This window comes from Janibacter sp. GXQ6167, from assembly GCF_041365945.1.
Lineage (GTDB): Bacteria > Actinomycetota > Actinomycetes > Actinomycetales > Dermatophilaceae > JBGFSK01.
Genome location: NZ_JBGFSK010000001.1, coordinates 349,302 through 372,612, shown reverse-complemented (window position 1 = coordinate 372,612; position 23,311 = coordinate 349,302). Strand labels below are relative to the sequence as shown.

The 23,311-nt window shown below is 68.1% G+C and carries 18 protein-coding genes; 10 read left to right on the top strand and 8 right to left on the bottom strand.

Annotation, left to right across the window (positions count from 1 at the left end):
• Positions 1-3 precede the first annotated feature (3 nt).
• Both AB8K43_RS01700 and gabT read right to left on the bottom strand, forming a co-directional pair.
• Positions 4-1,467, bottom strand: a complete 1,464-nt coding sequence (locus tag AB8K43_RS01700) for an aldehyde dehydrogenase family protein (protein WP_370890717.1) — start codon at positions 1,465-1,467, stop codon at positions 4-6.
• Positions 1,468-2,820 carry a 4-aminobutyrate--2-oxoglutarate transaminase gene (gene gabT / locus AB8K43_RS01695; protein WP_370891185.1) on the bottom strand — a complete coding sequence of 451 codons (1,353 nt, stop codon included), beginning with the start codon at positions 2,818-2,820 and terminating at the stop codon, positions 1,468-1,470. It lies immediately after the preceding gene.
• Positions 2,821-2,974: 154 nt separating this feature from the next.
• On the opposite strand from gabT, the gene AB8K43_RS01690 reads away from it, so the two are divergent.
• The 4 genes from AB8K43_RS01690 (at position 2,975) to AB8K43_RS01675 (ending at position 9,184) form a co-directional block, all read left to right on the top strand.
• The gene (locus AB8K43_RS01690; RefSeq protein WP_370890715.1) at positions 2,975-4,459 is read left to right on the top strand and encodes a PucR family transcriptional regulator; all 1,485 of its coding nucleotides are present in this window, start codon (positions 2,975-2,977) and stop codon (positions 4,457-4,459) included.
• A gap of 112 nt (positions 4,460-4,571) precedes the next feature.
• Positions 4,572-6,500, top strand: a complete 1,929-nt coding sequence (locus AB8K43_RS01685) for an FG-GAP-like repeat-containing protein (protein ID WP_370890713.1) — start codon at positions 4,572-4,574, stop codon at positions 6,498-6,500.
• Positions 6,501-6,605: 105 nt separating this feature from the next.
• Complete coding sequence (locus AB8K43_RS01680) at positions 6,606-8,225, top strand: alpha/beta hydrolase (RefSeq protein ID WP_370890712.1); 1,620 nt, start codon at positions 6,606-6,608, stop codon at positions 8,223-8,225.
• Positions 8,226-8,371: 146 nt separating this feature from the next.
• Positions 8,372-9,184 (top strand): NPCBM/NEW2 domain-containing protein, encoded by an 813-nt coding sequence (locus AB8K43_RS01675; RefSeq protein WP_370890710.1) that lies wholly within the window; start codon positions 8,372-8,374, stop codon positions 9,182-9,184.
• Between the two features lie 65 nt (positions 9,185-9,249).
• Here AB8K43_RS01675 and AB8K43_RS01670 read toward each other — a convergent pair whose 3' ends face one another.
• The 6 genes from AB8K43_RS01670 to AB8K43_RS01645 all read right to left on the bottom strand — a co-directional run bounded on the left by AB8K43_RS01670 (position 9,250) and on the right by AB8K43_RS01645 (position 15,876).
• Complete coding sequence (locus AB8K43_RS01670) at positions 9,250-10,635, bottom strand: dihydrolipoamide acetyltransferase family protein (protein WP_370890708.1); 1,386 nt, start codon at positions 10,633-10,635, stop codon at positions 9,250-9,252.
• Positions 10,636-10,644: 9 nt separating this feature from the next.
• Entirely contained in the window at positions 10,645-11,631 is a 987-nt protein-coding gene (locus AB8K43_RS01665; protein WP_370890706.1) for an alpha-ketoacid dehydrogenase subunit beta, read from the bottom strand.
• The gene (gene pdhA, locus AB8K43_RS01660; RefSeq protein ID WP_370891175.1) at positions 11,631-12,797 is read right to left on the bottom strand and encodes a pyruvate dehydrogenase (acetyl-transferring) E1 component subunit alpha; all 1,167 of its coding nucleotides are present in this window, start codon (positions 12,795-12,797) and stop codon (positions 11,631-11,633) included. Before pdhA ends, AB8K43_RS01665 begins: the two co-directional genes overlap by 1 nt.
• 389 nt (positions 12,798-13,186) lie before the next feature.
• Positions 13,187-14,275, bottom strand: a complete 1,089-nt coding sequence (gene hisC, locus AB8K43_RS01655; protein ID WP_370890704.1) for a histidinol-phosphate transaminase — start codon at positions 14,273-14,275, stop codon at positions 13,187-13,189.
• Positions 14,275-14,664, bottom strand: coding sequence for a phage holin family protein (locus AB8K43_RS01650; RefSeq protein WP_370890702.1), 390 nt, complete (start codon positions 14,662-14,664; stop codon positions 14,275-14,277). Before AB8K43_RS01650 ends, hisC begins: the two co-directional genes overlap by 1 nt.
• A 165-nt stretch (positions 14,665-14,829) precedes the next feature.
• Positions 14,830-15,876: a class I SAM-dependent methyltransferase gene (locus AB8K43_RS01645; RefSeq protein WP_370890700.1), complete on the bottom strand. Its 1,047-nt coding sequence runs from the start codon at positions 15,874-15,876 to the stop codon at positions 14,830-14,832.
• A 256-nt stretch (positions 15,877-16,132) separates the two neighbouring features.
• On the opposite strand from AB8K43_RS01645, the gene AB8K43_RS01640 reads away from it, so the two are divergent.
• From AB8K43_RS01640 to cydB, 6 genes are all read left to right on the top strand, one after another.
• Entirely contained in the window at positions 16,133-17,050 is a 918-nt protein-coding gene (locus AB8K43_RS01640) for an ABC transporter substrate-binding protein (RefSeq protein WP_370890698.1), read from the top strand.
• Complete coding sequence (locus AB8K43_RS01635; protein WP_370890696.1) at positions 17,050-18,051, top strand: amino acid ABC transporter permease; 1,002 nt, start codon at positions 17,050-17,052, stop codon at positions 18,049-18,051. Before AB8K43_RS01640 ends, AB8K43_RS01635 begins: the two co-directional genes overlap by 1 nt.
• Positions 18,048-18,875 carry an amino acid ABC transporter ATP-binding protein gene (locus AB8K43_RS01630; protein ID WP_370890694.1) on the top strand — a complete coding sequence of 276 codons (828 nt, stop codon included), beginning with the start codon at positions 18,048-18,050 and terminating at the stop codon, positions 18,873-18,875. Before AB8K43_RS01635 ends, AB8K43_RS01630 begins: the two co-directional genes overlap by 4 nt.
• A gap of 227 nt (positions 18,876-19,102) precedes the next feature.
• Positions 19,103-20,386, top strand: coding sequence for an MFS transporter (locus tag AB8K43_RS01625; RefSeq protein ID WP_370890693.1), 1,284 nt, complete (start codon positions 19,103-19,105; stop codon positions 20,384-20,386).
• A 218-nt stretch (positions 20,387-20,604) separates the two neighbouring features.
• Positions 20,605-22,086 (top strand): cytochrome ubiquinol oxidase subunit I, encoded by a 1,482-nt coding sequence (locus tag AB8K43_RS01620; protein ID WP_370890692.1) that lies wholly within the window; start codon positions 20,605-20,607, stop codon positions 22,084-22,086.
• A 24-nt stretch (positions 22,087-22,110) separates the two neighbouring features.
• A complete protein-coding gene (gene cydB / locus AB8K43_RS01615) occupies positions 22,111-23,169 on the top strand; it encodes a cytochrome d ubiquinol oxidase subunit II (RefSeq protein ID WP_370890690.1) in 1,059 nt (352 codons plus the stop codon).
• Positions 23,170-23,311: the final 142 nt, after the last annotated feature.

Sequence of the window (23,311 nt, the reverse complement as noted above, 5' to 3'; positions counted from 1 at the left end):
CTCTCACGGTCGCACCCCCCACGGGTCATCCGCACGCAGTGGCGCGGGGAGGGCCGCGTCGGGGACCCCTTGGACGGCAACCGGCCGCGTCCACCGCTCGAGCGCTGCTGCACCCACGCTGGTCGCGTCCGGACGGCTCGTCGCCGGCCACGGACCGCCATGTTGCATCGCGTCGGAGCAGGCGACACCGGTCGGCCACCCATCGACGACGAGGCGTCCGACCTGGTCAAGCAGAAGGGGGGTCACCGCCTCCAACTCTGGGTCCGCGCCGCTGCCGTCGGTCTGCACAGCGGCAGCGAGCGAGGGCTGCAGCCGAGCCAGGGCGTCACGAGCCTCGGCCGGGTCGGCGTATTCGACGATGATGAGAAGGGGGCCGAAACACTCCTCGATGAGCGGCGACCCGTCGGTGAGGTCGCGGATCGAGGCCCGTAGGGCGGTGGGGGCTGCGGCGTGCCCAGCGTCCGGTCGGTCACCGGATGCGAGCACCTCGCTCCCCGTCGCGACCCGCGCGTCGATCCCACTCGCGAAGGACTGCGCGATCGCGGCGGTCAGCAGCCAGGTGCCCCCCGCCCGCTCGACCCGCCCCGCGATCCGCTCGGTGAGGCCGCTCCCTTCGGGCAGGAGGACCAGACCGGGCTTAGTGCAGAACTGACCCCCACCGAGGGTGAAGGAGGCGACCAGGCCGTCGGCGATGTCGTCGGCGCGGGTCGCGGCGGCCCGGGTCGTGACGAGCACGGGATTGACCGTGCCCATCTCGGCGTAGACGGGAATGGGGCGAGTCCTTGCGGCAGCGGTCTCGACGAGGGCCATCCCGCCGCGCTGCGATCCGGTAAAGCCGATGGCGCGCACCGGATCCGCGGCGACGAGTTCGACTCCGGCCGCAAAGCCGATGACCTCACCGAAGACGCCGTCCGGTGCTCCGGCGTCGGCGAGGGCAGCCCGCGCCACCTCCCCGAGACGTGCCGAGAGGCGCGGATGAGCAGGGTGGTGCTTCACGACGACCGGGCATCCTGCGGCGATGGCCGAGCAGGTGTCGTGTCCGAGGACCCCGAACTGGAAGGGGAAGTTGCTCGCCCCGAAGACTCCAACGACACCGATGGGCAGGAAGGCGCGAGCCAGACTGACCCCGTCAAGGTCATCGCGGACCGCGCGCATCCAGTCACCGCGCGCGCCGACCGCGCCGTAGTACCGGGCGTTGGCTGCGGTGCGCTCGAGTTCGGTGCGCAGGCGAACCTCCCCGAGAGCGGTCTCCTGATCGGCGAGGGCGACGAGTTCGTCAGCGTGCTCGACCAGCGCCGCCGCGAGCGCTTCCAGCCAGGCCCCGCGGATCCGAGGCGGGGTCGCGGCGACTTCGGGCGCCACTGCGGCGGCAGCGGCGATGACATCGCGGATCTCGTCCGCGCTCGACTCGCGAGGTGCGGCGACCTCCGCGCCCGTGCGTGGGTCCACGCTGACCGCGGCGCTCATCTAGATGTCCTCGATCGCATCGACGATCACGCGCAGACCCTCGCGGAGCAGGTCTTCACCGATCACGAGCGGGGGGAGGAGGCGCAGGACGTTGCCCTGTGTCCCGCTCACGAGGACCACCACGCCCTGCTCGTGGCAGCGCTTGGCGACGGTCGCGGCTGCTCCCGGGTCGGGCTCGGTGGTGCCTGGCCGGACGAGCTCGACGGCCATCATCGCGCCACGCCCGCGGAGGTCGACCACCGGGCCGCCTTCGCCCACCAGGGGCTGAAGTTCGTCGCGGACGACCTCTTCGATCCGACGCGCCGCCGCGATCAGGTCGGCCTCCTCGATGGTGCGCAAGGTGGCGAGCGCCGCGGCGCAGGCCAGCGGATTGCCCGCGTAGGTACCGCCGAGGGCGCCCGGGTCGGCCGCGTCCATGATCTCGGCACGACCGGTCACCGCAGCGAGGGGAAGCCCACCAGCGAGCGCCTTCGCGGTCACGATGAGGTCAGGCACAACCCCTTCGTGATCGCAGGCAAACCACTGACCGGTCCTCGCGATCCCCGCCTGAATCTCGTCGGCGATGAGGACGATGCCGTGCTCCGCGGCGATCTCCACCAGGCCTGGGAGGAAGCCCGGCGCAGGGACGACGAATCCCCCTTCGCCCTGGATGGGCTCGACCACGATCGCGGCGATGGTGTCCGGGCCGACCTCGGCGAGCAGGGAGCGCAGCGCGGCGAGCGCCTCCTCGGCCGCCTTCTCGGCGCCAGCGGGCCAGCGCAGCGGGTTGGGGAAAGGGGCGCGGTGCACCTGGTCGGAGAAGGGGCCGAACCCGCGCTTGTACGGGACCTCCTTGGCGGTCATCGCCAGGGTGAAGAGGCCGCGGCCGTGGAAGGCATCATCGAAGGTGATGACCCCAGAGCGTCCGGTCGCGACGCGGGCGATCTTCACGGCGTTTTCGATCGCCTCGGAGCCCGTGGAAAACAGCGCGGTCGTCTTGGCGTGATCGCCGGGCGTGAGCTCATTGAGCCGCTGCGCGACCTCCACGTACGACTCGTACTCGGTGACGAGGAAGCAGGTGTGGGTAAAGCGCGCGACCTGCTCGGAGACTGCGTCGACGACCGCCGGAGCGCTCGCACCGACGCTCGTTACGGCGATCCCGGAGGCGAAGTCGATGAGGTGGTTGCCGTCGACGTCGACGATGATCCCGCCGCCGGCGCGCTCGACGAAGATCGGCAGCACCTTCCCGAGCCCCCGCGGCAGGGCGCGGTCGCGGCCGACCTGGAGAGCCTCGGACCGTGGGCCCGGTAGGGCGGTCACCACCTGACGGCGCTGGAGCACTCCACCGTTGAGTGCGGTGGTGGCGTCGGCCATTGCGGTCATCGATCCTCCGTTGGGTCGCGGGCCCGCGCGGCGGCGGGCGAACCGTTGCGTTCCGTCCACGGTACGGAGGACCGACACTTCCGCTCCTCGGTCATTTTGACTCAATGTCGTGTGATCATGGATGGATCATCCATGGAGGTATGTGGTGCCCACCCTGACCGAGCTCAGCCGAGCCCTTCCTCAAGACCTGATCGCGCTCACCGACCTGCCCGGCGACGCCGAGATTTCTGCGGTTCACGTCAGCGAGCTCGTCGATCCCACGCCCTACCTCGACGGCGGTGAGCTCCTCCTCACCACTGGGCTCGCCCTTCCCCGCCGGTTAGCGCAGGTACGGGCCTATGCGGCGCGACTGTCCTCGCACGGGGTGACCGGGCTCGCGGTGGGCCTCGGACCCGTCCACGCCGAAGTACCTGATGCCCTCGTCACGTCCTGCCGGGCCGCCGGCCTCCCCCTTCTCGTGGTGCCTGCGCCGACCCCCTTCCAGAGCATCATCCGCACCTACTGGTCGCTCGTCTCCCGCGACGGCGAGGCCGCTCTGCAGACCGCGCTCGGCGCCCACCGCGACCTCGCGCGGGCGGCGATGAGCCCGAACCCGCTCTCGGCGATGATCCGCGTGCTCGGGACCGCAGCGGGCGGCTGGGCCGCGCGGCTCGGCCCCACTGGGGCTCCGGTCGAGGTCTGGCCGCGTCGCCGACGCGGCGTGGTCACCCAGTTGCGCAGCGAAGTCGACCGCCTCCGCAGCGCCGGCCCGCATGCAGCGTCTACCTTCGCCCTCGCGGAGCACGACGTGATGGTCCAACCGCTGTTGCGCGGCTCGCGGCTCATCGGATTCGTCGCGGTCGGGTGCGCCCGCCCGATCACCCACGAGGTCCGCGGGATCGTCCTCGGCGGATGCACGCTGCTCGCGACCGTGCTCGACGACACGGTCACCAAGGCGAGCGCCGAGCGGGCTCGTCGAGCCTGCGTGGTGGATCTCATCGCCATGGGGCGCAGCGATGCTGCGGTGCAGTTGGCCGCCCAGACCGCGCCCTCACCGGCGCCTCGGCGAGGTGCCGTCCTGAGCGTCGTCCCCGGCCCGGACCGGTCGACGGAGGAACTGCTCGAAGATCTCGTGTCCGCGACGGCGGAGCGCACCCGCGAGCCGCTGTGGGCTACCGCCGACGACTCGAGCGTCACCGCTCTGGTGCCGCCTGCCCAGATCGCCGCGGTCGCCGAATCCGTCGATGAGCTCCATGCGCGTACCGACCCGGCGCTGCGCGGCCGGTGGAGCCCGGTCGTTGCGACGCTCAATGCCGCGCCGACGATCCACGCGACGGTGGCCGCCGCTAAGGCCGCCGAGCCCGCGGATCTTCGCGTACCCGGGGAGCGCGAAGACGGTCTCACCGCGGCGACGGCGGCCTCCCTTCTGACTCGCCTACAGTCCTATGAGCGCGCGCCGCTCGTGCCTACGGTCGTCGAGTACCTTCGCCATCGCGGTCACTGGGAGCGCGTTGCCGACGCGACCGGGACCCATCGCAATACGGTCCGTGCTCGAATTGCCGCCGCGCACCGCGTGCTGGAGTGTGATCTCGACGACCCCGATGTGGCGGCCACCTTATGGTTGGCGCTGCGCGCTCAAGGCCTCGCCTAAACCTCCGGCGTTCGGGGGGTGGCGCAATCTCTGATTTTCTGGGCAGACTGCGAGCAGGACGCCACACGCCACCTGGGGGGCTTGATTTTTCATGCGCAGTACTCGACGTGCTTTGACCATCACCTTGGCCGCGACCTTGGCCGGCACGCTCTCGGCTCCCGCCTTCGCGACCTCTTCGGCCGATGATCCGGCGCCCGAACAGATCAAGGTCCTCTGTGACGGGATCGGTGAGGACACCATCACCGTGACCGGAGACGAGGCGAGCATCGAGGACGGACCGCTGCAGGTCGTCGGAGAGCCCGGCTTCGTCGGACGGGATGCCTCCGGGGCCACTGTCGAGGTCCCTGCCACCGGCGAGGGCGCGCAGTGCGAGGCGCTGGAGCCGACGAAGGGGGACGACCTCGAGGAGGTCCTGCCGACCGACGAAACCCGTGCGCTCCCGAAGACCACCGGTGCCGTCTCCGGTAAGCAGACCTTCACCGTCGTGGTCACCGAACCGGCACCGGCCGCGCCGGAGGCCTCAACGACTCCGCAGGCCGCGGCAGCGACCAAGCCGCTGCCCTTCTCGTCCGTGTCGTCCTACCTTAGGGGTCGAAGCGGCGCCGTCGGTGTGGCCGTGCGGGTCCCGGGAAGCGGCACGACCTACACGTACACCAAGACCCGAGCCCGCAACTACACGGCGAGCATCGTCAAGGTCCAGATCATGGCCGCGGTCATGCTCCGCGCCCAAGACGCCGGTCGCGGCCTCACCGCCTGGGAGAAGTCGCAGATCGTCCCGATGATCCGTCAGAGCGACAACGCGGCGACCACCCGCCTCTTTAATGACCTCGGCGGACGGAGCGCGATCACGAGGTCGGCGGCGCGACTGAAGATGACCGCGACCGTCGCCGACCCGGGAGGCCGCTGGGGTCTCACCTCGACCACGCCCGCCGACCAGGTGATCCTCATGGAGCACTTCGCGCGGAGCACGGGGCTGCTCAACTCGACGAACCGTGCCTACGGACTCTCCGAGATGCGCAAGGTCGCAAGTTCGCAGCGTTGGGGGGTTACGGCCGGCCCCCCGAGCGGCTCCACCGCCGTAAAGAACGGCTGGCTGCCGCGCACCACCGGTTGGCACGTCAACAGCATCGGCTTCACCAAGAGCGGTAGCAGCCAGTACACGATCGCGGTCCTGACCAACGACAACCCGGGCTCGATGTCGACCCAGATCTCGACGATCGAAGGTGTCTCCCGCCGCGTCTGGGCCAATCGCTCGGAACTCAAGCCCTCCCTTCCGGCCCGGGGTGTCCGAGGCGACATGGACCGGGACAAGCGAGCCGACGTCCGCTACCTCACGCCCGGTGGGCGCCTCGTGTGGTGGAAGGCCAACAGTTCCGGCGCCCTGGGCACACGCAAGGTGATGGCGACCGGTCTGACCGGGGTGACCTGGATCGGTGACGCCGGCGATGTCAACCGCGACGGCCGATCGGACATCCTGATGCGCCGCAGTAATGGCACCGTCGAGTTGCGCTTCACCACCTCCACGGGCACCCTCGGCCCGGCGAAGAGGATCATCACCGGTTGGGGGCCGGTCACCGACATCGCCTCAGGCGTCGACATCGACCGCAACGGCCGCCTCGACATCGTGACCCGCCGCCCCGGTGGGTACGCGAGGCACTACGAGCTCTCCGACTCCGGAAGCTTGCGCACGGTGCGCGATATGGGTCGCCCCTTCGCCAAGCAGAGCCGGATCATCGGCGTCCGCGACGTCAACGGCGATGGTCGCGACGATGTGCGCGCTCTCAACCGCGAGACCGGCGCCCTCACCACCTTCACCTCGACCGGGACGGCCTGGCGATCCGGCACCACTGTCGCGGGCTTCGGTGGCCGCAAGTACGTCTCGTCGCCCGGCGACCTTGCCGGGACGAATCGTCAGGACGACGTGCTGGCCCTGTCGGCGAGCGGGAACACGATCGTGCGCTGGCTGGGCTTGACCGGCGGCGGCCTTGGGTACCGAAGCGTGCGCCCGGAGAGTGGTTCGGGAATTCGCGTCCTCTTCTGACCGATTTCCACGCGTCGACCCCTTTACGATCGGCACGGGTCAGTGCCACGCTGACCTGTCGGAGCGCCTCCCGCCCCAACGCCACGAGAATCTAGGGGTCACCACATGCGCAGGATCACCTCACTCGTCACCGCTGCTGCGGTCATCGCGTCCGGAGCAGCCGCCGTCGGTAGCGCCGCGGCGGCGCCAGCGCCGTCGGCGCAGGCGCCGGTGACGCAGGCTCGCGGCGGGGGGACGTACACCCCGCCCTCGGTCCGCTGGGGCACGTGCGCCAACTCGCGCCTGGCCGACGCAGGCGCCGAGTGCGGCAAGGTGCTGGTGCCGCTTGATTACGCCAAGCCCCGCGGGCAGAAGATCGCGATCGCGGTGTCGCGGATCAAGGCGAAGAAGGGGACCCGCTACCTGGGCCCGATGCTCGTCAACCCGGGTGGCCCCGGAGGCTCCGGACTCACCCTCGCCCGGCTCGGGGCCTGGGTCCCCGACAACGCCGGGGATGGCTACGACTGGATCGGGTTCGACCCCCGTGGGGTCGGCGACAGCGAGCCGTCGCTCAGCTGCGATGGCAACTACACCGAACCGGTGCGTCCGGCGATCATCCCGCGTACCGCCTCCATCGAGCGCGCGTGGCGTGACAAGGCTGCGGTCTACGCCAAGGACTGCCGCAAGAACAATGGCGCGATCCTGAACCATCTGCGCAGCGACAACACCGTGCGCGATATGGACTCGATCCGCGCCGCGCTCGGCTCGAAGAAGATCAGCCTCTACGGCTTCTCCTACGGCACCTACATCGGCCAGGGCTACGCCTCGCGCTACCCGAGCCACGTGTACCGCTTCGTCCTCGACGGCGTCGTCGACGCGAGCCGTGCCTGGTACCCCGCGAACCAGGACCAGAACGCCGCCTTCGAAAACTCGATGCGCGAGTGGTTTGCCTGGATCGCGAAGAATGACGCGACCTTCGGCCTTGGGACGAAGCCGTCGGTCGTCCGTCAGCGGTGGTTCGAGATCCGCAATGAGCTCGCCAAGAAGCCGCGCGGCAAGGTCGGCTCCTCCGAGTGGACCGATGTCTTCCTCTCGGCCGGCTACTACGTCTACGACTGGGTGCACCTCGGGCAGTTGTACTCGCAGGCCGCTCAGGGTGACTTCGCGGGAGTCGAGGACGAGTACCTCACCTCGAACCCGACCGGACCGGGCGCCGACAACGGGTACGCGGTCTACCTCGGTGTCCAGTGCACCGATGCCCGCTGGCCCACGCAGTGGAACCGGTGGCGCCAGGACGCCTGGCGCCAGCACCGCACCGCCCCCTTCGAGACCTGGGGCAACACCTGGTTCAACCTGCCCTGCCTCAACTGGCCTGCACCGCAGGGCAACCCGACCAAGATGAACGGCGCGAAGGCCCCGGCCATGCTGCTCATCGCCGAAACCAAGGATGCGGCGACTCCCTTCAGCGGGGCCCTCGCGACCCGGCACCGCTTCCCGCGGTCGGTCCTGATCGAAGGGGTTGGCGGCACCACCCACTCCGGCTCGCTCTCGGGCGTCGCGTGCACCGACAACCGCGTGGCGGCCTTCCTCAAGGACGGGATCCTGCCGAAGCGGCGCTCGGGCAACCGCGCGGACGTGCAGTGCGACCCCGTACCGCAGCCCGACCCGAACGTTGGCCTGCGCCGTAGCGCGCCGACCGGCAATCCGGAACTGCGCGAGCTCCTGCAGCAAGCCCAGGGCTTGTAGGTCGCCGTAAAGAAGGGGGTGGCGTGCCGGTCGGCGCGCCACCCCCTTCTTTTTGCGTCCACAGATCTATCGACTACCGCCCGGTACGCGGTGGCCCTAGCGTCGGCGCTGGCCCACCTATCCCTGTCAGAACAAAGGAGTCCCCCGTGACCCGACCTTCCGCTCGACGCGCCGCAGCCATCCTCGGCTCCGGCGTCGTTGCGCTGTCCTCGATGGCGCTTGTTGCCACCCCGGCGCAGGCCGCCCCGGCCCCCGCGGCCCCGGCTGTCGCTGCGGCCACCGCTCCGAAGCTCACCTTCTCGCTCAGTCGCACCTCGATGACGGCCGGCCAGAGCATCTCGGCGCGCGGCAAGATCACGCCCAACCGCAGCGGCTACTACGTCACCCTGCAGCGCAAGAGCGGCACGAAGTGGCAGAGCCTTGCCACCAAGAAGGTCACCAGCAAGGGCACCTACGCTGTCGCGGCCCGGCTCACCCGCGGTGGCACCAACGGGCTGCGCATGGCGCTGCGAAAGGGCGGCAAGACCGTCCGGGTCAGCGCCATGAAGCGGGTCAACGTCTACGCCTGGCACTACCTCTACGACCTGGAGACCGTCACGAACGACTATTACAAACGCGGCTCGGTGTCGATCAACGGAAGGTACTACCCGAAGTCCTTCTACGACAGCGTCTGGTCTGAATCCAACACTGCGGAATGGAACCTCGGCCGCAAGTGCACCACCTTCTCCGCCGTCGCGGGGCAGGCCGATGACAGCAGCTCGACGAACCAGCGGAACCGTTTCGAGGTCTACGGCGACTCCGCTCGCCTCTGGACCCGCGACATTGGCTTCGGCGCGGGGGTGCCCGTTACGGCGAATATCTCTGGGGCCCTTCGTCTGAAGCTTGCGGACTCGCCCCTCACGACGAATGGGTACCGCTATGTCGCCTGGGGGGACGCGCGGGTGCTCTGCCGGTTCTAACCCACCCGACGAAAAGGGGGGCCGCGCGATCGATCGCGCGGCCCCCCTTCGTCATGCCAGCGCGACTACCAGAGGAAGGCGCGGCCGGGGTCGTGCAGGAGAGCGGCGATATCGGCGAGCAGGAGCGAGCCGAGTTCGCCGTCGATCATCCGGTGGTCGAAGGAGAGCGCGAGCTGGGTGACCCAGCGCGGCTCGATCGACTCGGTCCCGTCGGCAGCGGTGACCACCCACGGCATCCGACGGACGGCGCCGAAGGCCAGGATCGCCGCCTCACCGGGGTTGAGGATCGGTGTCCCTGCGTCGACGCCGAAGACCCCGACGTTGGTGATCGTGATCGTGCCTCCGGAGAGATCGGCCGGCTGGGTCTTGCCCTCCTTCGCCGTCGTGACGAGGTCGGAGAGGGCATCGGCGAGTTCACGCACCGACATCCGATCGGCCGCCTTGATATTCGGCACCATGAGCCCACGGGGAGTGGCCGCGGCGATGCCGAGGTTCACGTCCCGCTTGATGACGATCTCCTGGGCGGCCTCGTCCCACGACGCGTTCACGTCCGGGTGGCGGCGCACAGCGAGACAAAGGGCCTTGGCGACGAGGAGCAGCGGGGTGACCTTGGCACCGGCAAACTCGCGATCGGACTTCAGCGCCGAGACCATGTCTATCATCGAGGTCACATCGACCGTGACGAACTCGGTGACGTGCGGCGCGGTGAAGGCCGAGTCGACCATGGCCTGCGCGGTGGCCTTGCGGACCCCCTTGATCGGGACGCGGGTCTCGGCCGGCCGCTCCTGCCCCCCACTTTCGGCAGATGCCCGGGCATGTGCGGAGGAGGAAGGAGCAGAGGACGCAGCGGCCTCGACGTCGCCGCGCGTCACGATGCCGCCCGGGCCGGATCCAGAGATCGCGACGAGGTCGACACCCAGGTCTTTGGCGAGTTTGCGCACCGGCGGCTTGGCCAAGGCACGGGCCCGCTCACCGGTCATCGGCGCTGCGGGCTCACTCCCTTCGTCCTGAACGGCAGGAGCAGGTTGCTCAGCCGGAGCCTCGGGGGCGGCCGGGGCCGACCCGGACGAAGGGGGAGCCGCGGCGGCCGGAGATCGGCGAGCGCGGCGACGTCCACTGCTGGCCTTTGCCCCGTAGCCGACCAGGGTCGGCAGCGGCTCCTCGTCACCGTCACCGCCCCCATCGGAGGCGGGTTCGCTGGTCGCGGGTTCATCGGTCTCGATCACGATGATCGGAGCCCCGACGTCGACCGTGTCCCCTTCTGCGGCAAGGAGTTCGGCGACTCGACCGGCGAAGGGGATCGGGAGCTCCACGAGGGATTTCGCGGTCTCGACCTCGACGACGATCTGGTTGACGGTGACCGTGTCACCGACCGCGACGCGCCAGGTGACGAGATCGGCTTCGACGAGACCCTCGCCGGGATCGGGCAGGTTGAAGGGCTTGAGCGCCATCGCGACTCCTTAGTAGGCGAGCGAGCGGTCGACGGCGTCGAGCACTCGGTCGAGGTCGGGCAGGAAGGCTTCCTCGTGTCGGCTCGGCGGGTAGGGGATGTTGTATCCGCCGACGCGCAACACTGGCGCCTCGAGGTGGTAGAAGCACTCCTGCTGGACCTGCGCGGCGATCTCCCCACCCAGTCCGACGAAGGTGCTCGCCTCGTGCACGACGATGGCACGCCCGGTCTTCTTCACGGACGAGAAGATCGCCTCGGTGTCGAGCGGGGAGAGCGTGCGCAGATCGATGACCTCCAGCGATCGCCCTTCCTCCTCCGCGGCGGCCGCCGCCTGCAGGCACGTTGAGACCATGGGGCCGTAGCAGAGCAGGGTCGCGTCGCTCCCTTCGCGCGCCACCCGAGCGGTGTGGAGGTCGAAGGGGGCCGCGGCCTGGTCGATGTCGGCCTCGCCACGCTCGTGATAGCGGCGCTTGGGTTCGAAGAAGATGACCGGATCGTCCGAGGCGATCGCCTGCTGGATCATCCAGTAGGCGTCTTCGGGGTTGGAGCAGGCGACGACGCGCAGGCCCGCGGTGTGAGCGAAATACGCCTCGTTGGACTCGCTGTGGTGCTCGACCGCGCCGATCCCACCACCGCACGGGATCCGGATCACCATCGGGAGCTTCAGGTGCCCGAGGGAGCGGGCATGCATCTTCGCGACCTGGCTCACGATCTGGTCGAAGGCGGGGTAGACGAAGCCGTCGAACTGGATCTCCACGACGGGACGGTAACCGCGCAGGGCCAGGCCGACCGCGGTCCCGACGATGCCGGACTCCGCGAGCGGAGTATCGATCACGCGGTCCTCGCCGAAGTCCTTTTGCAGACCCTCGGTGATCCGGAAGACACCGCCGAGTTGGCCCACGTCTTCGCCCATGAGGACGACCTTCGGGTCGGCTTCCATGGCGGCGCGCAGGCCGGAGTTGAGGGCCTTGGCCATCGAGAGTTTCTGGGTGGCCATCAGTTCGCCCCCTCCGTCTCGAAGGACTCGTGGTACTCGACGAAGGCGGCACGCTCGGCGTCGACCATGGGATGCGGCTCGGCGTAGATATGGTCAAACATCGACGCGGGCTCGGGGTCGGGCATCGTCTGCGCGGCGGTCCGCACTCGTGCGGCGAGTTCGTCGGCCTCGGCGTCGACCGCATCGAGGAAGGCCTCGTCGCAGTGGCCGTAGGTGAGCATGAAGCCCCGCATCCGCTTGATCGGGTCCTTCTCCTTCCACATCTCGACCTCGGCCGAGGACCGGTACTTGGTCGGGTCGTCGGACGTGGTGTGCGCCCCGAGCCGGTAGGTGTATGCCTCGATCAGCGTCGGACCTTCGCCGGCGCGCGCCCGATCGAGCGCGGTCTTGGTGACGGCGTAGACCGCCACGGCATCGTTGCCGTCGACGAGCACCCCGGGGAATCCGAAGCCCTTCGCTCGCTGGTACGGGGGGATGGTGAACTGCTTCTCGTTCGGCTCCGAGATCGCCCACTGGTTGTTTTGGATGAAGAAGACGATCGGGGCCGAGGTAACCGAGGCGAAGACGAGAGCCTCGTTGTAGTCGCCTTGCGCGGTGCCACCGTCGCCGGTGAAGGCCATCACCGCGGCGTCGCGTTCTGGGTCGCCCGTGCCGACAGCGCCGTCGCGCTGAATCCCCATCGCGTACCCGGTGGCGTGCAGCATCTGGTTGCCGATGACGATCGTGTAGAGGTGGAAGTTGTTGGCGTTGGAATCCCAGCCGCCGTTGTTGACGCCACGGAACATGCCGAAGAGGTTCTCCGGGTCCACCCCGCGGCACATCGCGACGCCGTGCTCGCGGTAGCCGGGGAAGGCGTAGTCGTGGGGGCGAAGAGCGCGGCCCGAGCCGACCTGGGCGGCTTCCTGACCGAGAAGGGAGGGCCAGAGGCCGAGTTCGCCCTGGCGCTGCAGGGCATGACCCTCCTGGTCGACCCGCCGCACGAGGACGAGGTCCCGGTAGAGCGTGCGGGCGTCGGCCGAGTCGAGGCGCTCGACTAGCTCCGCGTACGGCGCATTCGCCGCGTCATTGGGCATCCGGACGCCATCGGCATCGATGAACTGGACCATGTCCGGGTTCTGCGTGTCCGGGACGGGCCCGCCACTTGGGGCTTCAAACGCCTGGGCCATCTCGTGCGAAGCCTTACCGGCGGCTTCGCCGCCAGCCTCGGCGCGCTGATCCGTGCTCACGTGCAACTCCTTCGCCGCCCGATGCGGCGAGGGTGCTCCCGCGCGGGCTGGAAACGATCGCGGACGCCCGCTCGGGTCGGCCCGGCGGGCCGTCGAGGGACGTCAGTGTCGGTGGCGTCGCCCAAAGCTTGTGACCTCGAACACACGCCGTCGTGCGAGGCCCACCGTACCGCCTTCGGGACGCCTCGGACCAACCGCCCGACGACCGCGACCGGCACCCCCTTCCCCCACCCCGTTGACCACTTTGCTTAAGCACGGCCTAGGTGCTCACCCTCGTGGGTAAGCACCTGGGCCGTGCTTAAGCAAAGACAGTGGGAAGGGGGTGGGGTCTAGTTGAGGAAGGCGGTCGCGACCTCGATCAGACGGTCGTTGGCCTCGGGCTCGCCGATCGTGACCCGGACGCCATCGGTGCCGTAGGCGCGGACCACCAGGCCCGCCTCGTCGGCGGCGGCGACGAAGTCGGGGGTGCGCTCCCCGAGCGGGAACCAGACGAAGTTCGCCTGGCTGTCCGGCAGCTTCCATCCCGCGTCGGCGAGAGCTGCCTGGACCCGATCGCGCTCGGCGACCAGAGCCCGGACGCGCTCATCCAACTCGTCGTAGGCCTGAAGGGAGGCCACCGCCGCCACCTGAGCGAGGCTGTTGACGCCGAAGGGGACCGCCGTCTTGCGCAAAGCCGCGGCGACCGGCTCATGGGCCACCGCGTACCCGACGCGCAGGCCCGCGAGCCCGTACGCCTTGGAGAAGGTGCGCAGGACAGCGACGTTGGGGTGAGCGCGATGAAGCGCGAGCGCATCGACCGGGTCCGTGCCACCGCTGTCGGCGACGAACTCGAGATAGGCCTCGTCGATGATGATGAGGACGCGTTCGGGTACCCGCTCGATGAAGGCAGCGAGTTCGCTCTGGGTCACCGCCGGCCCGGTCGGGTTGTTGGGGGTGCAGACGATGATGACCTTGGTCCGGTCGGTGACGGCGTCGGCCATCGCATCGAGGTCGTGGCGCGAGTCCTCGGTGAGCGGGACCTGGACGGAAACGCCACCCGCGAGCGCGACCACGATCGGGTACGCCTCGAAGGACCGCCACGCGTAGATCACCTCGTCTCCCGGGTCGCACGTCGCCTGGACGATCTGACCGAGCACACCGACGCTGCCCGTCCCCGTCGCGATCCGCTCGCGGGGCACCGCAAGGCGCTCGGCGAGCGCGTCGGTGAGGCCCGTGACGCCGGGATCGGGGTAGCGGTTGACCGAGGCCGCGGCCTCCCGGACGACGTCGAGGACACTCGGAAGCGGCGGGTACGGGTTCTCGTTTGAAGAGACCTTGTAGACCGTGAGGTCGGCCCGGACGGTCGCCGGTTTCCCCGCCACGTAGGCCGGGACGGTGTCGAGCGCGGGGCGGATCCCGATGGGCGTGTGCTCGCTCATCAGCGCGGCTCGTCCGGGATGACGTAGTTCAGGACCATCGAGACGATCGAGATGACGATCGCGCCCAAGATGGCATCCCAGAAGAAGGACCCGATCGAGAAGCTCAACCCAAGCGGCCCAGCAAGCCAGTCGGTGATCTGCAGCATGAAGGCGTTGATCACGATCGTAAAGAGCCCGAGGGTCAAGACGATGAAGGGGAAGGCCAGCGTCTTCGCGAGCGGCTTCAGCAGCGAGTTGACGATCCCGAAGACGAGCGCCACGACAATGATCGTGAAGACCCTCTCGGCGACGCTGCTCTGATTCTCGGCGAGGTTAATCCCCTGCACCATGACGGCGGCGATCCACAACGCCACCGCATTAATGACGGTCTTGACCAGGAAGCGATTCATCGAGTCTCCAATTTTGCGCACGTGTCGACGGTCAGGCGTTTTCGGCCTCACCTTCTCCAAGTGTGGTGCACTTCGCCCGCGCTGTCGCGTCCGGGGTGGCGGGTCACCTGCTCGAATGCGCTGACCGGTGGGGCCGTCGGCCCGACGCCGGCGAAGGGATGATCGCTACGACATGGCCTTTAAGACCCAGGTGGAGTCCGTGCTGTTGGCGCTGCTTCGCTGAAGCTGAGGCCAGCGCTCCTGCCAGCGGCTGACCGCCCGTCGTTCGGCTTCTCGCTCAATATCGTCGACGACGACGGTCACCGAGGACGTCAGCCGGTCGGCGAGGATCGGCAGGGCGGGGTAGCGGGCATCGGGGCCGGTCGCCGCTGGCGGGCCGTCGACGACGAGGAGTTCGATGTCGTGAAGGTCCTCGACCTGCGCGGGGTCGTACCAGGAGAGCGTCTGGCCTTCGACCTCGACCTCGGTGAGCGGCGCGTGCCGCACGTCGGCCACCTCATCGAGCCCGGCCGAGGTGATGAGCGCGGCGCTCGCGCTCGCGAACTCCTCCAGGTGGTCCAACGCGATCACCCGGCCGCCCCACTCTCGGATGGTCTGCGCGATCACCACGGTCGACGAACCGCTTCCGCACTCCACGACGAGGGCTGGGCGCTCCGTCCGCAGCAGATGGAGCAACTTCACCAACGACGTCGCGTCCAGGGCCCAGCCACCGAAGGGGGGCAGCGGCGCGAGGGCGTCGCCGCTCGCCTGGTGAACCTGGAGTGCAGCGATGGTCTCGTTGACCACCTTCTGACCGGTCGCGCGGATCTGCACCGACCGAGCGTGATCGGCGCGCTGGGCGGTGCCGATCCAGGCATCGAGGCGCTCGCTCACGACGCGCACCCGCGCGCTGCTCTCGGCCGCGGACTTGTGCGCCCGGCGCGCCGCGTCCTGCGCTCCCTCGCTGACCTTCGCGAGCGCGCGCCGCTCGGCCTTGCGCTCGGTGCGCTGCTTCTCGTGCAGGGTCGTGAGCCGCTCCTCCAAGCGGCGCTGACTGTTTCGGATTTGGGCGCGTAGGGCGATCAGGAGATAGATCGCCGCCAACCCGAGGACGCCGAGCACGAGGAGAAGGGGCAGGGCGTTGCCAGTGGTGATGGCGATCGCCGCCGCGACCAGGAAGGCGATGAGGGCCACGACCTCGACGATGGCTTCCTTCGGCGACTCGTGTTTCACCCAGGCTCCTTGGTTTTTTTCGACGGGTGTGACGTGCCCGGCGAGGCGCCTGGGCCGCCCGCCAGTCTAAGTGCGAGAGGTAGGCGCGGTGGGAACATCGGTGGCAAGCGTTACCCCCTTCGCCCGGCGCTTCCACGCGTTACAAACATGTCAACGTGTGGCGAATCCATAGCGTGCGTCGCCTCGCGGTGGCACTATGACGCCAACTGTGAGCGCCGACCGGCGCCCGCTGACCCGGTGAAGGAAGTTGTCCCCCATGCGTCGTACACCGATTGCCCTGCTCTCCTGTGTCGCCCTGAGCGTCTCCGCCCTCGCCGCCTGCGGCTCGGACTCCCTGGAGAACACGAGTTCTGGTGGTTCGGGTGACTCGCCGAGCTCCGAGGTGAGCATCACCAAGGACGACAAACTCGCCGCCATGGTCCCCGCGGAGATCGCGCAGAAGGGCACCCTGCAGATCGGCACCGATGCGTCGTACGCCCCGGCCGAGTTCCTCGACGCCGACGGCAAGACCGTGAAGGGCTACGACGTCGATCTGATGGACGCCGTCGCGACGAAGCTGGGCCTGAAGACCGACTGGAAGCCGTCGAAGTTCGACTCCATCATCACCGGTGTCCTCGGCAAGAAGTACGACGCTGGCGTCTCCTCCTTCACCATCAACGCCAAGCGCATGGAACAGGTCAACATGGTGAGCTACTTCAACGCTGGCACCCTGTGGGCGACCGCTCCGGACAACCCGAAGAATGTTGACCCCACCAAGCCGTGCGGCCTCACCATCGCCGTCCAGAAGGGCACCGTCCAAGAAGAAGAGGACATGCCGGCCAAGGTGAAGGAGTGCAAGGACTCCGGCAAGCCCGTCGACCTGTTGATCTACGAAGGCCAGGACCAGGCGACGGCGGCCGTCGCGAGCGGCAAGGCCGACGCGATGCTCGCCGACTCCCCGGTCGTCGCCTACGCGGTGAAGCAGTCCGGCGGCAAGATCGAATCGCTCGGCGAGATCTACGACTCTGCGCCCTACGGTTTCGTGGTCCCGAAGGAGCAGACCGAACTCGCGGACGCGCTCGTCGAGACCCTGAAGTCCATGAAGGAGGACGGCTCCTACGAGCAGATCCTGAAGAACTGGGGCGTCGAGGGTGGCGCGATTGACAACTTCGAGGTCAACCCGAAGACCTCCTGATGAGTACAGCCGCCAATGACGGTGCGGAGCAGGACGAACCCCGCACCCCCGACGAACGGCCCGGACTGATCGACGCGGTCCCGGTGCGCCATCCCGGACGCTGGGTCGCGATCGCGGTGATCGCGGTCATCGGCGCCATGTTCGTCAACATGCTGCTGACGAACCCCGAGTTCGACTGGCCCTTCATCTTCCAGGCCATGGTCCAGCGGCCGGTCATCAACGGCCTCCTCATGGGGACCCTGCTCGTCACCGTGATGGCCATGGTGATCGGCATCAGCGGTGGCGTGATCCTCGCGGTCATGAGGCTCTCCGGTAACCCGGTGCTGTCGGTGGTCGCCTGGGTCTTCACGTGGTTCTTCCGCGCAGTCCCCCGCCTCGTACTGCTGACGGTCATGGGAGCCCTCGGCATCCTCTTCAAGCAAGGGATGGACATCGGGGTCCCCTTCGACCAGGAGATCCTCGGGGCCCTCGGTATCGACGGTTCGATGCGCTTTTTGAACCTCGACGCCAACGCCATCTTCACCGGCGTGATCGGCGGTGCCATCGGTCTCGGACTGTCGGAGGCCGCCTATATGGCCGAGATCGCCCGAGCCGGCATCATGTCGGTCGACCCGGGACAGAGAGAGGCCGCCAAGGCTCTCGGGATGAGCAATGGGATGGCCATGCGCCGGGTGATCCTTCCGCAGGCGATGCGCGTCATCGTCCCCCCGACCGGCAACGAAACAATCGCGATGGTCAAGGACACCTCCTTGCTCATCGGGATCCCGCTCAGTGCCGAGTTGTTCTTCCAACTCCAATCGATCGGGTCGCGCCTCTACCAGACCTTCAACGTCTTGATCGCGGCCACATTGTGGTACCTGATCGTCTGCTCGGTGCTCATGGTCGGTCAGTACTTCCTAGAGAAGCGCTTCGGCCGCGGCTACGGCGCCACCCGCCCGGACGCCAAGAAGGCCACGACTCGTACCCGCCTGATGGGCCTTACGGTCGGAGGGAGCAAATGAGCGAAACCATGCCCCTCGTGAGGGCCATCAACGTCTACAAGTCGTTTGGCTCAGTGGAGGTCCTCAAGGGCATCGACCTCGATGTCCGAAGTGGTGAAGTGGTGTGCCTCCTCGGACCCTCGGGATCGGGCAAGACCACCTTCTTGCGCTGCATCAACCAGCTCGAGGAGATCCAAGGCGGTCGCATCTGGATCGACGGTGATCTGGCCGGGTACAAGGAGAAGAACGGCAAGCTGCACCGGCTCCATGACAATGTCATCGCGAGCCAACGCCGCGAGATCGGCATGGTCTTCCAGCGCTTCAACCTCTTCCCGCACATGACCGCCATCGAGAACGTCATGGAGGGCCCGGTCAAGGTCCAGCGGCGCCCGAAGCGCGACGTCGAGGCCGAGGCGCTCGGCCTGCTCGAGCAGGTCGGACTTGCCGACAAGTGTCACGCCTTCCCGAGCCAACTCTCCGGCGGTCAGCAGCAGCGAGTGGCGATCGCTCGGGCCCTGGCGATGAAGCCGAAACTCATGCTCTTCGACGAGCCGACCTCCGCGCTCGACCCCGAGCTCGTCGGTGAGGTCCTCGAAGTCATGCGTGATCTGGCCAAGGAGGGCATGACGATGATCGTCGTGACCCACGAGATGGCGTTCGCCCGCGAGGTCGCCGACCGCGTCGTCTTCATGGATGGTGGCGTCGTCGTCGAGCAAGGCAATCCGGTCGAGGTCATCAACAACCCGCAGCACCGGCGCACCCAGGCCTTCCTCTCTCGCCTGCGCGCCGAGCACGAGCAGGCCGTCCAGCAGCACGTCGAGGCGGAGCAGGCCCTGGAGGCCTGACCCCCTTCGACCCCTGCTCGAGACGGGGTCAAGGACACCGGACGCGGATGTTTCCGCGTCCGGTGTCCTGTTCCCCGCCCGGCAGCGCCGCCACCTCCGCCCGGCCTGCCGAGGGTGCACCCCACCGCACCCTCTGCACCCCACAACTCCACCCGGCCTGCCAAGGGTGCAGCCCACCGCACCCCTGACACCCCGGCTTACGAAGGGGGCGCGCGTAGGCTGCCGCGGTGAGTCGATTCCGAGGGCTGCTGGCTGATACCCGGCCCCTTCAGCAGCCGGACTTCCGCCGGCTCTGGCTCGCGCAGATCGTCACCGTCATCGGAGCGCAACTCAGCGTGATCGCGGTGCCTGTCCAGATCTACGCGATCACCGGCTCCTCGGCGTACGTCGGGCTGACCGGCGTCTTCGGGTTCGTCCCACTCTTGGTCTTCGGCCTCTGGGGCGGGGCGCTTGCTGACCACATGGACCGGCGCCGTCTCCTCACCATCACGACGACCGGCCTCATCGCCACCGCGACGCTCTTTTGGGTTCAAGCGGCGCTCGGCAACCGCAACGTCTGGCTGCTGCTCGCCCTCTTCGCGCTCCAGCAAGCCTTCTTCGCGGTGAATCAACCCACCCGACAGGCCGTGATCCCCCGCCTCGTCCCTGCCGAACTGCTCCCCGCGGCGAACTCGCTCTCCGTCACCGTCTTCACCGGCGGAGCGGTCGTCGGGCCCTTGCTCGGCGGCGTCCTGATCCCGGTGATCGGGCTGTCCGCCCTCTACGCGATCGACGCGGTGGCCCTCTTCGCGACGCTCTGGGCCGTCCTACGGCTCCCGGCCCTACCGGTCGAAGGGGGCGTGAGCGGCGCGCCCGGACTGCAGGCCGTCCTGGATGGCCTGGTCTACCTGCGCGCCCAGCCGATCCTGCTCGTCTCCTTCGTCATCGACATCATCGCGATGGTCGCTGGCCTCCCCCGGGCGCTGATCCCCGAGATGGCTCACCTCGATTTCGGCGGTCCGGACGAAGGGGGTCTCGCGCTCGCTGTCCTCTTCGCCGCGATGCCCGCCGGGGCGTTTGTCGGCGGCGTGCTCTCCGGGTGGGTCTCTCGCGTCGAGCGGCACGGCCTCGCGGTCGTGATCTCGGTCTGCGTGTGGGGCGCCGCGATCATCGGGCTGGGCGTTGCCGTCTGGCAGGCGCAGGGCTCGCCCTTCCCGTGGCTGTGGGTCGCGGCCGCCTTCCTCGCGATCGGCGGCGCCGCCGACCTCGTCTCGATGGCCTTCCGCGGAGCGATGCTCCAAAGCGTCGCGACCGACCAGATGCGCGGGCGACTCCAGGGGGTCTTCATCGTGGTCGTCGGCGGCGGGCCGCGCCTCGCCGATGTCGTCCACGGCGCTGCGGCCGCGTGGGTCGGCACCGCCATCGCGACCGCTGGCGGCGGGGTGCTTGTGATCATCGGGACCGTCCTTGCGGCACTGCTCGTCCCCGCCTTCGTGCGCTACCGGGTGACCTCGACGGCCACCGCGCGGTGACCCCCTTCGGCGCGCAAGGCAGGTGAGGCTGGCCTTGGTTCACCATTGGGCAATTTGGCCCTTTAAGGCACGCTTTTGTTGCGCAATATGACCGTCTCGATGCTGTTATCTGACTGTTAGGTCACATCGGCCGGAGTTTGGTCAGGAGCACTCCTTCGGCGGTAGTAGCGTCTCCTACGTCATGTAGTACTACCCGTTCTGATGGAGTCTGAAAACGCATGGACGCATTGGACCTGGCACGGTGGCAGTTCGCCATCACCACCGTGTACCACTTCTTGTTCGTGCCGATCACGATCGGCATGTCGGCGATCGTCGCCTGGTATCACACGCAGTGGGTCCGCAACCGCAATCCCGAGGACCTGCGCCTCGCGAAGTGGTTCGGCAAGCTGTTCGTCATCAACTTCGCGCTCGGTCTGGTGACCGGGATCGTGCAGGAGTTCCAGTTCGGGATGAACTGGTCTTCCTACTCTCGCTTCGTCGGTGACATCTTCGGAGCGCCTCTCGCCTTCGAGGCGCTGCTGGCCTTCTTCCTCGAGTCCACCTTCCTTGGCCTCTGGATCTTCGGCTGGGGCCGCATCCCCGAGAAGCTGCACGCCGCGACGATGTGGATCGTGCACATCGGCACCGTGCTGTCCGCCTACTTCATCCTGGCGGCCAACTCGTTCATGCAGCACCCGGTCGGTTACAAGTTCAACCCCGAGACCGGCCGCGCCGAAATGGCCGACTTCATGGCCGTGCTCTTCAACAAGGTTCAACTCGTGACCTTCCCGCACGTCGTCACTGCTGCTTACATGACCGGCGGCGCCGTCGTCATGGGTGTGGCGCTGTACAAGATGCGCAAGCTCGCTGTCTCCGGTGAGAAGGGCGAAGGGGTCTCGCGTGACCTCGCGATGTACCGCAAGGGCACCCGCCTCGGCGCCATCGTCACCCTCGTCGCCGCGCTCGGCGTGATCATCTCTGGTGACATCCAGGGCAAGATCATGACCGACGTTCAGCCCATGAAGATGGCCGCTGCGGAGGGCCTCTACGAGACCACCAGCAGCGCCCCCTTCTCGGTCCTGACGATCGGCGCCCTCGACGGCAGCTCCGCCACCCCGATCATCGAGGTGCCCGGGCTGCTCTCCTTCCTCGGCACCGGCTCGTTCAGCGGTGAGGTCAAGGGCATCAACGAGCTGAAGGAGACCCTCCCGAAGCAGCTCTCCGACCAGGCTCGCGCCGCCGGCATGACCGAGGCGCAGATCGAGGAGTACGTCACCCCGGCTGCCGGGTACGTGCCGAACATCCCGCTCTCCTACTGGAGCTTCCGCTTCATGATGGGGCTCGGTTTTATCGCGATGGCCTTCGCCGCCGCCGTGCTCTGGGCCACCCGCAAGGGCCAGTACGTGACGAAGAAGGGCTGGTTCTGGATCGCGGTCCTCATGCCGCTGCTGCCGGTCTTCGCCAACAGCTGGGGCTGGATCTTCACCGAAATTGGCCGCCAGCCGTGGCTCGTCTACGGCCTGCAGACCACCCAGTCCGGGGTCTCTCAGGTCGTGAGCGCCTCGAACGTGTGGATCTCGATGATCGTCTTCACCCTGCTCTACGGCGCCCTCGCGGTCGTCGAGGTGAAGCTCTTCCTCGCCTACACCAAGAAGGGCGCCGAGCCCTTCGAGGAGCCCGAGCCGGTCGAGGCCGACGACGAGCTCCAGTTCTCGTACTGATCAGGGAAAAGGAACGTATCAACCATGGAACTCACTGGCTTGATGACCTTCTGGTTCATCATCCTCGCCGTCCTATGGACCGGCTTCCTGGTCCTCGAGGGTTTCGACTTCGGTGTCGGCATGCTCCTGCCCATCCTGGGCGACAAGGGCAAGGACCCGGTCGAAAACGACAAGCGCCGTCGCGTGCTGCTCAACACCATCGGCCCGCACTGGGACGGTAACGAGGTCTGGCTGCTCACCGCTGGTGGTGCCACCTTCGCCGCCTTCCCACACTGGTACGCCACGATGTTCTCCGGCATGTACCTCGCCCTTCTGCTCGTCCTCGTCGCGCTCATCGTGCGCAACATGGGCTTCGAGTACCGCCACAAGCGGGATTCGGCCGAGTGGAAGAGGAACTGGGACTACGCCATCATCGGCGGCTCCGTCGCCGCGCCCCTGCTGATCGGAACGGGCCTGACGAACCTCGTCTACGGCCTCCCGATGCAAATCCAGGAGCAAGGTGGTGTCGCCGCGGTCGAGTTCACCGGCAACCTCTTCACGCTGTTGAACCCGGTCAGCCTGCTCGGTGGCATCGTGATCACCGCGCTCAGCTTGACCCACGGTGCGCACTTCATCGCGCTGAAGACCGACGGTCCGATCCGGGCCGAGGCGCGCGCCTTCGCCACCAAGGCGGGGCTCGTCACCGCGGTCCTCGCCGTGATCCTGCTGCTCTGGCTGGGTCTGCTCGGTGGCACGGTGTGGTCGTGGATCACCACGGTCCTCGCGGCGGTTGCGCTGCTCGCGGCGATCTACTTCAACACCAAGGATGCTGAGGGCTACGCCTTCATCGGCACGACGCTGACGACGCTCTTCGCCGTCGCGACGTACTTCCTCATCCTCTTCCCCAACGCGATCAACGGTCGCGGCGACGGCCCGCCCCTCACCCTGGCGGACGCGGCGAGCACCCCGCTCACGCTGAAGATCATGACGGGCGCTGCCCTGGTCTTCACGCCGATCGCGCTCGGGTACACCGCGTGGAACTACTGGATCTTCCGCAAGCGCCTTACCGTCGAGCACATCCCGACGGTCAAGACCGGCGTCTAGATTTCCAGTGCCTGACCGCGATGCCCCCGACTGCCGGTATCCCCTGACCGGCAGCCGGGGGCATCGCCACCCCCTCCCCGACCCCCTCTCCAACCCCGCCCTTCCTCACTTTGCTTAAGCAACTCCTCGTTGCTCACCCTGG

Coding starts and splice junctions, on each gene's coding strand:
- AB8K43_RS01640 (WP_370890698.1), top strand. CDS start 16,133: ATGCGTCGTACACCGATTGCCCTGCTCTCCTGTGTCGCCCTGAGCGTC.
- AB8K43_RS01680 (WP_370890712.1), top strand. CDS start 6,606: ATGCGCAGGATCACCTCACTCGTCACCGCTGCTGCGGTCATCGCGTCC.
- AB8K43_RS01665 (WP_370890706.1), bottom strand. CDS start 11,631: ATGGCCACCCAGAAACTCTCGATGGCCAAGGCCCTCAACTCCGGCCTG.
- pdhA (WP_370891175.1), bottom strand. CDS start 12,797: ATGGCCCAGGCGTTTGAAGCCCCAAGTGGCGGGCCCGTCCCGGACACG.
- hisC (WP_370890704.1), bottom strand. CDS start 14,275: ATGAGCGAGCACACGCCCATCGGGATCCGCCCCGCGCTCGACACCGTC.
- gabT (WP_370891185.1), bottom strand. CDS start 2,820: ATGGCCGACGCCACCACCGCACTCAACGGTGGAGTGCTCCAGCGCCGT.
- AB8K43_RS01620 (WP_370890692.1), top strand. CDS start 20,605: ATGGACGCATTGGACCTGGCACGGTGGCAGTTCGCCATCACCACCGTG.
- AB8K43_RS01630 (WP_370890694.1), top strand. CDS start 18,048: ATGAGCGAAACCATGCCCCTCGTGAGGGCCATCAACGTCTACAAGTCG.
- AB8K43_RS01650 (WP_370890702.1), bottom strand. CDS start 14,664: ATGAATCGCTTCCTGGTCAAGACCGTCATTAATGCGGTGGCGTTGTGG.
- AB8K43_RS01670 (WP_370890708.1), bottom strand. CDS start 10,635: ATGGCGCTCAAGCCCTTCAACCTGCCCGATCCCGGCGAGGGTCTCGTC.
- AB8K43_RS01700 (WP_370890717.1), bottom strand. CDS start 1,467: ATGAGCGCCGCGGTCAGCGTGGACCCACGCACGGGCGCGGAGGTCGCC.
- AB8K43_RS01635 (WP_370890696.1), top strand. CDS start 17,050: ATGAGTACAGCCGCCAATGACGGTGCGGAGCAGGACGAACCCCGCACC.
- cydB (WP_370890690.1), top strand. CDS start 22,111: ATGGAACTCACTGGCTTGATGACCTTCTGGTTCATCATCCTCGCCGTC.